The sequence below is a fragment of the Anaeromyxobacter paludicola genome (genome assembly GCF_023169965.1).
Taxonomy (GTDB): Bacteria; Myxococcota; Myxococcia; order Myxococcales; family Anaeromyxobacteraceae; genus Anaeromyxobacter_B; species Anaeromyxobacter_B paludicola.
The window spans coordinates 2,510,628-2,522,317 of sequence record NZ_AP025592.1 but is presented as its reverse complement, the minus strand read 5'-3'; the positions used below and the strand labels follow the sequence as shown (position 1 = coordinate 2,522,317).

Below are 11,690 nucleotides of genomic sequence, written 5' to 3'. Positions count from 1 at the left end.
CGCGGGCCGTCAAGTCGGCCCGCGGCGGGGGAGCGAGGGAGCGGCCGGCCGCCCGCCTAGGCGAGCCGGATCACCCCGAGGCTGTTGAGGAGGATGAGCAGGATGAGGCCGGGCGCCAGGTAGCGGATGGAGGCGTAGATGGCGCGGTCGTACCAGGGCTCGGCGGCGTAGCCCTTGTCGAGCTCGCCGAGGAACTCGGCGCGCTTCATCAGCCAGCCGCCGACCACGGCGATGGCGAGGCCGCCGACCGGCAGGAGCACGTTCGAGGAGAGGAAGTCGAACAGGTCGAAGAAGCTCTTGCCAAACGGCTTCACGCCCTCGAGCACCGGGCTCTGCGAGAGGGTGGCGAGCGTGCCGAGGGCGAACATCGCGAGCCCGGTCGCCACCGCCGCCGCCGGGCGGGAGAGGTGGCCGCGCTCCACCAGGAAGGCCACCGGCACCTCGATGAGGCTCACCATGGCGCCGATGGTGGCGATGGCGGCGAGCACGAAGAAGACCACGGTGAAGAGGCTGCCGCCCGGCATCTTCGAGAAGACGAGCGGGATGGTGTTGAAGAGGAGGCCCGGGCCGCCGGCGGGCTGGCCCCCGAAGGCGAAGACGGCCGGGAAGATGGCGAGGCCGGCCAGGATCGAGACCAGCGTGTCGGCGAGCGCGACGCGGATGGCGTTGGGCGCGAGCTTCGTCTCGTCGGGGATGTACGAGCCGTAGGTGGTCATCGTCCCCATGCCGAGCGAGAGCTTGAAGAACGCGAGCCCGAGGGCCGACAGGAGCACCGTGCCCGTGATCTTGGTGAGGTCGGGCCGGAACAGGTAGGAGACGCCGGCCGAGGCGCCGGGCAGCGTGAGCGCGCGGACGTCGCAGACGAGGAGGAGCGCGAAGAGCAGGGGCATGAGGGTCTTCGTGACCTTCTCGATGCCCTTCGAGACGCCGGCGGCGATGATCCCGGTGGTCACCACCAGCACCACCACCTGCCAGAAGAGCGGCTCGAAGGTGCCGCTCGCGAGCCGCCCGAAGGTGTCGGGGGTGAGCGGGCTCCCGCCGGCCGCGGCCAGCGCGGACTTGAGGACGTAGGCGAACACCCAGCCGGCCACGTCGGTGTAGAAGGCCATGATGAGCACGGCCGCCAGGAGGCCGCCCCAGCCGATGAGCGACCAGAACGGCTGTCGCGGGACCACGCGCGCGTAGGCCTGCACCGCGTTGAGCCGCATGCGGCGCCCGATGGCGTGCTCCACCGCCATGACCGGCACTCCCACGAGCGCCACCGCGAGCAGGTAGGTGAGGACGAAGGCGGCGCCGCCGTTGGAGCCGGTGAGGAACGGGAACTTCCAGATGTTGCCGAGGCCGACGGCGGAGCCGACGGTGGCGGCGAAGGCGCCGAGGGTGGAGGCGAAGGCGTCGCGAGAGCTGGGCTGCTGGGGCATCCGGCGACGATACCCCATCCAGGGCGTCCGGCCGAACTCTCGCGCCCGCGGCACGCGGCCGCCGCGCCGTGGCCGGGGGATCCCCGGGGCCGCGCTCAGTCCCGCGGGGCGGCCGGCTCCGCCGGGGCCGGACCGGCGCGCGGCGCCTCCCACCGGATGAGCCTCAGGTCGCGCACGAACACCGAGTACAGGACCGGCACCAGGATCAGCGTCACCGCGGTCGCCACGGTGAGGCCGCCGATCTGCGCGTAGCAGAGCGGCTCCCAGAGCGGCCCGCCGTGCAGCGCCAGCGGCAGCAGGCCGAGCACCGTCGCCCCCACGGTGATGAGCACCGGCCGGAGCCGGACGATGCCCGCCTCGACGAGCGCGTCCTCCAGCGAGCGGCCGTGCTCGCGCGCCTCCTCGATGAAGTCGAAGAGCACGATGACGTGGCTCACGATGACGCCCACCAGGCTGGCCACCCCGAGGAAGGCCATGAACCCGAACGGCTGGCCCATGAGCGCCAGCATGCCGACCGCCCCCGCCATGCCGTAGGGGATGGCCGCGAACACCACGAGCGGCTTCACGGCGCTCTGGAACTGGAACACCAGGGCGAAGTAGATGAGCGCCACCGACGCCGCCATCACCAGGGCGAGCTCGAGGAAGCCCTTCTGCTGCTCCTCGTGCTCCCCCGCGATCTCGAGGCGGTAGCCCGGCGGCAGCCCCTTCGCGACCCGGTCGAGGCCGGGCCGGGCGGCGGCGAGCACCTCCGACGGGAGCACGCCCGGGACCGAGAAGCAGGAGACGGTGATGGTCCGGAACTGGTTGCGGCGGACGATCTTGGGCGGCTCGAGCTGGCGCGAGACGGTCGAGACCTGCCGCAGCGGCACCTTCCGGTCCGAGGCGGCCGAGAACACGTAGAGGTCGTCGAGCGCGCCGAGCTGGGCCCGATCCTCGAGCCGGAGCCGCGCCAGGATGGGGATGAGCTTGTCCCGCTCCCGCCAGGCGCCGACCGGGAGGCCGGAGAGCGCGGCGGCGGAGGAGGCGGCCACGTCGGAGCGGGTCACGCCGGCGAGGCCGGCCCGGTCGTCGTCCACCTCGAGCCGGACGAGGAGCGCCGGCGGCCCCCAGTCGTCGCGGACGCGGGCCGCGCCGGGGACGCCGCGGAGGACGCCCGCCACCTCCCCCGCGACGCGCCGCAGCGTAAGCAGGTCCTCGCCCGAGACGCGGATCGACACCGGCACGCCGACCGGCTTCCCGGTCTCGAGCTGGCGGACGTCGGCCCGGGCGCCCGGGACCCGCGCCAGCGCCGCCTGGAGCGGCGCCACGAGCTCGCGGGTGAAGCGCTTGTCGGTGACCTCGACGAGGAGCTGGGCGTAGTTGAGCTGCTGCTGCTCGGGCTGCACCGAGAACCAGAAGCGCGGGCCGCCGCCGCCGACGAAGGTGGTCAGGGTCCGGAGCACCCGCGGGACCCCGTGGGCGCGCCCGAAGGCCTCGGCCTGCTCCCGCACGACCCGCTCCGCCTCGGCCGCCGCGGCGTCGGTGGCCCCGAGCGGCGCGTCCTCCGGCAGCCGCACGTCCACGTACGAGAGGTAGGAGAGGTCGGTCGGGAAGAACTGGGTCTTGAGGCGCGAGAGCACGAGCCCGCCCGCCACCACCAGCACGAGCGAGGCGGCGAGCACGCGGTACCGGTGGCGGAGCGACGCCTCGGCCAGGCGGGCGTAGAAGCGCGCGAACCCCTTCCGGCGCCGCGCCTCCGTCGAGGGCGCGGGCCGGTCGGGCGGCTTCACGAGCCCGAGGGCCACGAGCGGGATGAAGGTCATCGAGACGACCAGCGCCGCGAAGAGCGTCACCGTCATCACCACCGGAAGGCTGTGCAGGAAGCGGCCGACGTCCCCGCTCAGGAGCAGGAAGGGCAGGTAGGCGACCACGTTGGTGAGGGTGGCGAAGAAGATGGCCTTGGCGAGCCGGGTGGGCCCGAGCCAGGCGGCCACCTCGCGCGGGGTCCCCGCGCCGAGCTCCCGCTCGATGGCGTCGCCCGCCACCACCGGCATGTCCACCAGCAGCCCGAGGGCGATGATGAGGGTGGCGATCGAGACCTGCTGGACGTCCACCCCGAGCGTCTTCATGGCGCCGAAGGTCATGGCCAGCGTGAGCGGGATGGAGGTGGCCATGAGGAGCGCCGAGCGCCAGCTCCAGAAGCCCACCAGCGCCACCAGGACCACGAGGGCGATGGCCTCGTAGAGGCTGCGCATGAAGAGCGAGACGTTCTCCTCCACCTGGCGGGGCTGGTCGCTCGTGCGGGCCACCACGAGATCCGGCGGCAGCCGCCGGCGCACGTCCTCGAGCGCGCGGGCGACCGCCTCGCCGAAGGCCCCGATCTGCTCGCCGGAGCGCATCTGCACGGCGAGGGTGACGGCGCGCCCGCGCTCGAACGCGCCGCCCTCGCCGCGGTGCACGAGGTAGTTGAGGAACCGCGGCGGGCTCTCGTAGCCGCGCGAGAGGGTGACGAGGTCGCGGAGGCGGGCCGGGGTCCCGGCGCTCGAGGCGCCCACGAAGAGCTCGCCGAGGTCGGTGAAGCGCCGGTCGTCCGCGGCCGGGTCCACCACGAGGTGCCGGTCGCCGGCGTCGAGCACGCCGCCGGGCAGCGCGGTGTTGCGCGCGGCGAGGAGCTGGGCGAGGCGCGCCGGCTGGAGCCCCGCCGCGGCCAGCCGCTCCTGGGCGTACTCGAGGTTGATCCGCTCGCCGAGCACGCCGCTGCGGGTCACCTTCGAGACCATCGGCAGGGCCTGGAGGGTGCGCTGGATCTCGTCGGTGAAGTCGTCGAGCTGCCGGTAGGTGTACCGGTCGCCGGCCACCTCGGCGAGCCGGTCCGCCGCCTCGGCGGGCGCGCGCACGAGCACCGGCCCCCAGGCGTCCGGGTGGACCTGGGCGGCGCCGAGCCGGTCGCGGACGAAGCCGGCGGCGTAGGCGCGCAGCTCCGCGTCGGTCCGGCCGGTGGCGAGGTCCACCCCGGCGCAGCCCGCCGCCGAGAGCGGCTGGACGTCCCGGGCCACCCCGTCCCGCTCCGCCTGCGCGGCGAAGAGGGCGAAGGGGCGCTCCACGAGCGCGAGCGGGACGTCCGGCGGGACGCAGTAGAAGGCGCTCACCCGCGGGCCGTCCCGACGCCCGGCCCGGGCCGCCGCGACGGCCCGCGCCAGGGCGCCGCCGCGGAGGTCGAGCTCGGCGCGGCCCACCTTGGGGCTCGCCACCGTGAGCATGAGCGCGGCGGTGTCGCCGAAGTCGCTCACCCAGGTGACCGGACCGGCCCCGGGCGGCAGGTCGGGGATGCGCGTGACGCGCTGGCCGATGTCGGCGAACTGCTCCACCGTGTCGTCCACGCTCTGCTGCAGGTAGACGAGCAGGACGGCCACCCCGTCGCGGGTGGTGGACTCGAGCTTGTCGATCTTGGCGTTCCCGGCGGCCGCCTGCTCGAGCTTGCGGGTGACGAGCTGCTCCACCCGCTCGGCCTTGATGCCCGGCCAGGGGCAGTAGGCGAGCGCCACCCGGACCGGGATCTCCGGATCCTTGCGCTTGGGCATGCGCAGGTAGCCCATGACGCCCCAGACCAGCGCGGCCACGAGGAGCGCCCACGCGACCTGCCGGTGGGTGACGAAGTAGTGGGCCAGGTTGCCCCGGCCGGAGGGGCGGGCGGTGTCCATGCGGGCTCCTACGGCACCACCTCGACGCGCTGCCCGTCCGCGAGGAGCGGGGCACCGGTCACCACCACCCGCTCGCCGGCGGCGAGCCCGGAGACCACCGCCACCTGGTTGCCGGTCACCTCGCCGAGCGTCACCGGGCGCAGCCGGGCGGTGGCCGCGGCGCCGTCCCCCTCGACCACCACCACGGCGAAGCGGCCCCGCTCGCCGGCCGCCTCGGTGAACGCGCTGAACGGGAGGAGCGGCGCCACCCGGGCCGGGGCGGCGGGGCCGGCGAGCTCGACCGCGGCCACCATGCCCGGCTTCCAGAGCCGGTCGGGGTTGGGGATCTCGACCTCGATCTCGAAGTTTCGCGTCACCGGGTCGGCCGCGGAGGGCACCCGGCTCACGCGCGCGTCGAGGCGGCGGCCCGGGAGCGCGTCGGAGGTGACCGTCACCGGCTGGCCGGGCGCGATGGTCCGGAGCACCACGTCGGGCACCCCGACCACCACCTTCACGGTGGACACCTGCGCCACCGCGAAGGCGAGCGTGCCGGGGCCGACGAGGGCGCCCGGCTCGACCGCCTTCCTGACCACGTCGCCGTCCAGGGGCGCGGCGAGCGCGGTGTCGCGCAGGGCGAGGCGGGCCTCCGAGAGCGCCCCCTCGGCGGCGTCCCGCTGGGCGCGGGTGGCGTCGCGCTGGGCCCGCGCCGCCTCGAGCTCGGGCCGGGTGACGCTGTGGGTGGCGCCGAGCCGCGTGGCGCGCTCGAAGTCGAGCCGCGCCTTCTCGGCCGCCGCGGCCGCCGCCGCGGCCTGGCCGGCCGCCTGGGCCACCTTGTCCCGGAACTCGGCGTCGCGCAGCCGGGCCAGCACCTCGCCCTTGCGGACCCGGTCCCCCTCGGCCACCGCGCGCCCGCGGCCTCCGGCGCGGACCTGGAGCAGCTCCGCCACGTAGCCCGGGACGCGGAAGGAGAGCGGCACGAGGCTCGAGGGCTGCACCACCCCCGACCAGCGGCCGCCCGCCCCGCCGCCGGTGGCCGGCGCGACCACCTGGACGCGGACCGCGGGCGGGGGCGCCGGGGGCGGGGCGTGCCGGCCGCAGCCGGCGAGGAGCAGCGCCACGAGCCCGATGGAAGTCGTCCTAGTCGTCATCGCCGAGGGCCCTCTCGAGGTCGGCGGCGGCGGCCCAGCGCCCGGCGATCGCGTCCACCTCGTCGTGGCGCGCGCCGGAGAGCCGGGCCTCCGCCTCGAGGACGTCGCGCAGCACCTTGGCGTCCTCGCGGTAGCGGTTCATCGTGGTGGCGAGGCTCTCGCGGGCGGCGGCCACCGAGAGCCGGGTGGCCTCGAGCAGCCCGGTCGCGTCGCGGAGGGCCCGCCAGCGGGCGCCGACCTCCAGGCCGACCTGCGACTCGGCCTCGGCGAGCGCGGCCTCGGCCTGGGCCTCGGCGCGGCCGGCCGCGGAGGCCTCCTTGCCGCGGCGGCCCCAGTCGAAGGGCTCCCAGGAGAGGAGCAGCCCGACGTCGGCCACGTGGTCGGGCAGGAAGTGGAAGTCCACCAGCCGGGCGTAGTGGGCGCTCAGGGTGACGTCGGGGATCCAGTCGGCGCGGGAGAGGCGCAGGCCGGTCTCGGCCTGGGCCCGCTGGAGCGCGGCGCGGCGCAGCTCCGGCCGGCGGGCCCGGGCCCGCGCGCGGGCCTCCTCGAGCCCGAGCTCGGCCGCGGGCGAGCGGAGCGCCGACGGATCCTCCACCCGGAAGCGCGCGCCCAGGTCGCGCCCGAGGAGCTGGTCGAGCCGCTCGCGCTGGGTGGCGAGGCCGCTCTCGGCCGAGGAGAGCCGCCAGCGCTCGCGCGCCAGCCGCGCCTTCACCTCGAGCGCGTCGCCCCGGAGCACCACCTCCTCGGCGAGGTAGCGCCCGGTCTGCTGGTCGAGCTCCTCGAGCGCGCGGACCAGGTCGGAGAGCGCCGCCACCGCCGCCTGCGTCGCGGAGAGCCGGTAGTAGGTGGCGCGCACCTCGGCCCGGATCCGCTGCCGCTCGCCGCGGAGCTGCTCGCGGGCGAGGTCGCGGCCGAGCTCGAGCGCGCGCAGGCCGAGGCCGATCCGGTACTGCTGCGTGAGCGGCTGGCTCGCGGTGACCAGCGCCACCGTGGTGAGCTGCGGCTCGGTCCGGACGCGCGACTCGAGCGGCGGGAAGGGCCCCACGCCCGGGAAGGTGCCGAAGGTGCCCGCGGGGAAGGTGAAGTCGAGCGGCTCGAGGAGGCGCGAGGCGAGGAGGTCGAGGCGGAGGGCGGGGAGCCGGCGGGTGCGGAGCGCGTCGGCCCGGTCCTCCTGCTTCTCGACCTCGAGCGCCGCGCCGGCGAGGAGGTGGTTGCGCGCGAGCGCCGCCGCCACGGCCTCGTCGAGGCCGAGGAGCGGCGGCTCGGGCGCGGCGGCGCGCGGCGCGCCGGGGAGGCCGGCCGCGAGGAGCGCGGCCGCGAGGAGCGCGGCGCGCCGAGGGCTCACCGGCGGCCTCCCGGCGCGGCGATGCCGTCGAAGAGGAGCCGGCAGGCGTGGTCCAGGAACCGGGCCGGATTCCAGGCCCGATCCTGCACCCGCCCGCGCGCCACCCCGCGCTGGAGGAAGTAGCCGATGGTCACCGAGGTCACCGCCGCCCGGAGCAGCTCGGGGTCGAGGTCCCGCCGGAAGGCGCCCGCGTCGATGCCGCGGCGCACCAGCCCCGCGAAGACGTCGAGCGCGGGGGTGGCGCTCTCGATGAGGATGTCGTGGCCGCGGGCGCCGCCCGACAGCATCTCCCAGGCGAGCAGGCGCGCGAAGGGAGGATCCCGCGCCAGCACCTCGAAGTACCAGCGCACGAGCGCCTCGAGCGCGGCGCGCGGCCCGCGCCCGGCGGCCACGCCGCGCGACACCTCGGCGGCGCCCCGGAAGCGGGAGGCGAGGACCTCCCGGTAGAGCCCCGCCTTGTCGCGGAAGTAGGCGTAGATCATCCGCTTGTTCACGCCGGCCCGCTCGGCGATGGCGTCCACCCGCGCCCCGGCGAAGCCCGCCTCGGCGAAGGTCTCGGTGGCGGCGCGCAGGAGGGCGGCGCGCGTCGCCTCGGCGTCGCGCGGGCGGGGGCCGGTCCGGGGGCGGGTGGGCATGGTCGGTAACTCACCAGTTAGTTACTTACGCCGGCAGGCTAGGAGCCCGGCGCGCTCCTGTCAACGCCTCGGGCGAGGCTCTTCGCGCGAGCCCCTCTCAGTGCAGCGTCGCCTGCCCCTCGCCGCCCGGCGCGGGGGCGGCCCCCGACCGCTCCCCCGGCCGCTCGGCCGGCTCGGGCCCGCCGGTGGTGGCCCGGAGCGCCTCCGGCCGCACCCCGCCGGCGTAGATGGCGACCGCGCACGGCGCGTGGGCGAGCAGCAGATCGGTGGTCGGCCCGAAGAACGCCCGCACCCCCACGTACCGCGGCGTGGCGCCGACCAGCACGAGGTCGGCGCGCTCCTCGGACGCGGCGTCGAGGATCGCCCGCGCCGGGTAGCGGGAGGACACGAGCCGCCCCCGGACCCGGACGTCCTCGCGCCGCCCGCGCTCCAGGAGCTCCTCGAGCATGCGGCCGCCCACCAGCCGGAGCTCGGCGAGGGCGCGCCGGTCCGGGGCGGAGGCCGGCTCGATCACGTGCAGGAGGTGGAGCTCGGCCCCCGTCTCCCGGGCGTAGAGGAACCCGAGCTCCGCCGCGGCGCGAGACGGGGCCGAGCCGGTGACGGGGAGCAGGACGCGCCGGAACCACCCGTCGGAGCGGCCCGTCCGCACCACCACCACGTCGGAGTGGCCGGACGCGAGCAGCGCCCGGAGGAGCCGGTGCGAGAGCGCGCGGGGCTGGTCGAGCCCGAGCACCACGAGGTCGTAGCCGCGCGCCACCTCCGCGGTGACCGCGGCGTCCACCGAGTCGGCCCGCACCACCGAGGGGTGGAAGTCGGGCAGGTCGAGCTCGCGCGCCACCGCCTCGGAGCTCGCCACCACCTCCTCCTCGGTCCGGCCGCCCCGCCCGACCCGTCGCCGCCCGCCGCTCGGCGGGGTGACCACCGAGAGCCCCACCAGCGTCGCGCCGGGGAGCCGGGCCAGCGGCGCGGCCAGCCGGAGCGCCTGGACCGCGTGCGGCTCGCCCGAGGTGGGCACCAGGATCTTGGTGCCCCGCCGCGGGATGATGGCGCGCTCCTCGGCCGCCTCCTCGGCGAGCCGCCGCGCCTCCTGCCCGCCCACCGGGAGCCCGCGCAGGCTGAGCCGCAGGAGCACCGGGGTGAGCAGGCTCGTGACCAGCGGCACGAGGATGATGAGCGCGTACATGGGCGCGGCGAGGACCCCGAGGTCCATGCCGATGCGGGCCACCACGAGCTCGGTCGAGCCGCGCGCCGAGAGGCCGATGCCGACCGCGAGCGCCTCCCGGGCGGCGAGCCCGCCGAGCCGCGCCCCGACGCCCGCGCCCACCACCTTGCCCACCACCGCGCCCCCCAGCACGAGGAGCGTGATGGGCCAGGCGGGCAGCGCCAGCGCCTCCACCTTCAGGCCCGAGTAGGCGAAGAAGACCGGCGCGAACACGCCCATCACCATGCTGTCGATCGACTCGAGCGTGGCCTCCTTGATGCGCGGGAGCTCGCCCACGAGGAGCCCGGCCACGAAGGCGCCGAAGATGGCGTGGATGCCGAGCGCCTGGGTGAGCGAGCCGCAGGCGAGCGTGAGCACCACCACCGCGCTCGTGGTGCCGTGCTCGAGCCGCCCCTCGCGCTCGAGCCAGCGGATGGCGCGGCTCGCCACCGGCCGCACGAGGAGCATGGCCGCGAGCGCGAAGCCGGCCGTGGCGGCGAGGGTGGTCGCCACGCTCTCGAGGCCGAAGCGGCCGGTGCGCGCCACCCGGATCACGATGGCCAGGATCACCCAGCCGATGGTGTCGTCGAGGATCGAGGCGCCCAGGATGACGAACCCGACGTCCCGGCGCATGAGGTTCAGGTCGAGCAGGATCTTGGCGATCACCTTGACCGCCGAGATCGACATCGCGGTGGCCATGAAGACCGCGAAGAGCGTCCGCCCGCCGCGCCCGACCAGCTCGGCCGGGGCGAGCGCGCCCATGGCGAGGCCGCTCGCGAAGGGCAGGGCGATGCCGCAGAGGCTGGCGAGGAGGGCCGGACCCTTGAGCGTGCGCCAGCGGGCCACGTCGGTGTCGATCCCGGTCCGCATCATGAGCAGGACCATCCCGATCCAGCTCAGGAGCTCGAGGAGCCCTCCTTGCCGCGCGTCCCGGGGGAAGACGAAGGCCTGGACCCCGGGGAGCAGGTGGCCGAGCACGGTGGGGCCGAGGAGCACCCCGGCGAGGACCTCGCCCATGACGCTCGGCTGTCCGAGCCGCCGGGCGAGCCCGCCGAGCAGCCGCGCCGCCCCGAGGAGCAGCGTGAACTGCAGCAGGAAGACGAGGAGCTCGTGCTCGCCGAGGCCGCGCATGCCGGGTCGCGCGGACCGGCCGCGCTCGGGGAGAAAGCTGGCCATCGGCCCGGCGGCGAGGACGGCCGGCCGGAGCGGGGGGGCGTGGCCGGGCGGCGGCCCCGCGCGCGGGCGAGCGAGCGCGGCGGGGCGTGGCCGGCGGCGCGCGCCGGCCGCATGCCTAGCCGCGTGCGCGTCCGCTGCGGCACGAGCGGCTTCTCCTATCTCGCCTGGCGCGGGAGCTTCTACCCGCCGAAGGCCCGACCCGCGGAGCTCCTCCCCCTCTACGCCGCCCGGCTCCCGGCGGTGGAGATCAACGCCACCTTCTACCGCTCGCCCAGCGCGCGCGTGCTCGCCGGCTGGCGGGCGCAGGTCCCGCCGGGCTTCGCCTTCGCGCTCAAGGGGCCGCAGCGGATCACGCACGCGAAGCGGCTCGCCGGCGTGGAGGAGGAGGCCTCGCGCTTCCACGCCGCCGCCGCCGCGCTCGGACCCGCGCTCGGCCCCGTGCTCTGGCAGCTCCCGCCGAGCTTCCGCAAGGACCTGGCGCGGCTCGAGGCGTTCCTGGCGCTGCTCCCCCCGGGCGCGCCCGCGGCCTTCGAGCTCCGTCACCCGAGCTGGCGCTCCGACGACGTCCTCGCGGCGCTGGCGCGCCACGGCGCGGCGCTCGCGACCTCCGACGACGGCGAGCGCGAGGCGCCGGTGCTCCCGACCGCGCCGTGGGGCTACCTGCGCCTGCGCGCGCCCGACTACGATGCGGCGGGGCTGCGGGCCTGGGCGACGCGCATCCTCTCGCAGCCCTGGGGCGAGGCCTGGGTGTTCTTCAAGCACGAGGACGCGGGGCGGGGGCCGGCGCTCGCGCTGGCGCTCGCGGCGGTGCTGGGGGAGGGGGCCGGGGCGGAGCGGACCCCCTGGACCGGACCCTGACGATCCCCGTGCGTCGCGGTCCGGGGTGCCGAAAGGTGCGACGAGGCGCCGACCGTCGTCGCCGCCGCTCCCGGGTGCGCCCGTGTCGCACTCCCTCCGGACGATCGAGCGCCCGGCGGCTCCCCGGGGCAGATCCTCGCCGCGAGCCCGCGCCGCGCCCGAGGCCGCCCCTCGGCGCCTTCTCCCAGCGATCTCGCGCCGATGAGCCGCCCCCGGGGGCGCGCGAGGGCGCGTCAGGACGTCCGCG

General features: G+C 76.4%; 7 protein-coding genes. 1 reads left to right on the top strand and 6 read right to left on the bottom strand.

Annotated features, from left to right (window positions below):
* Positions 1-56 precede the first annotated feature (56 nt).
* The 6 genes from AMPC_RS11510 to AMPC_RS11485 form a co-directional block, all read right to left on the bottom strand.
* The gene (locus tag AMPC_RS11510) at positions 57-1,421 is read right to left on the bottom strand and encodes a sodium-dependent transporter (protein WP_248340791.1); all 1,365 of its coding nucleotides are present in this window, start codon (positions 1,419-1,421) and stop codon (positions 57-59) included.
* 95 nt (positions 1,422-1,516) lie between these two features.
* Complete coding sequence (locus AMPC_RS11505) at positions 1,517-5,101, bottom strand: efflux RND transporter permease subunit (RefSeq protein WP_248340789.1); 3,585 nt, start codon at positions 5,099-5,101, stop codon at positions 1,517-1,519.
* A gap of 8 nt (positions 5,102-5,109) precedes the next feature.
* Positions 5,110-6,228, bottom strand: a complete 1,119-nt coding sequence (locus tag AMPC_RS11500) for an efflux RND transporter periplasmic adaptor subunit (RefSeq protein ID WP_248340787.1) — start codon at positions 6,226-6,228, stop codon at positions 5,110-5,112.
* Positions 6,218-7,573 carry a TolC family protein gene (locus AMPC_RS11495; RefSeq protein WP_248340785.1) on the bottom strand — a complete coding sequence of 452 codons (1,356 nt, stop codon included), beginning with the start codon at positions 7,571-7,573 and terminating at the stop codon, positions 6,218-6,220. The genes AMPC_RS11500 and AMPC_RS11495 overlap by 11 nt, the downstream gene beginning before the upstream one ends.
* Positions 7,570-8,208, bottom strand: a complete 639-nt coding sequence (locus tag AMPC_RS11490) for a TetR/AcrR family transcriptional regulator (protein ID WP_248340783.1) — start codon at positions 8,206-8,208, stop codon at positions 7,570-7,572. Before AMPC_RS11490 ends, AMPC_RS11495 begins: the two co-directional genes overlap by 4 nt.
* Before the next feature lie 97 nt (positions 8,209-8,305).
* Entirely contained in the window at positions 8,306-10,540 is a 2,235-nt protein-coding gene (locus AMPC_RS11485) for a cation:proton antiporter domain-containing protein (RefSeq protein ID WP_248340781.1), read from the bottom strand.
* 156 nt (positions 10,541-10,696) lie between these two features.
* Between AMPC_RS11485 and AMPC_RS11480 the strand changes: the two genes are divergently transcribed.
* Positions 10,697-11,443 (top strand): DUF72 domain-containing protein, encoded by a 747-nt coding sequence (locus AMPC_RS11480; RefSeq protein WP_248340779.1) that lies wholly within the window; start codon positions 10,697-10,699, stop codon positions 11,441-11,443.
* Positions 11,444-11,690 lie beyond the last annotated feature (247 nt).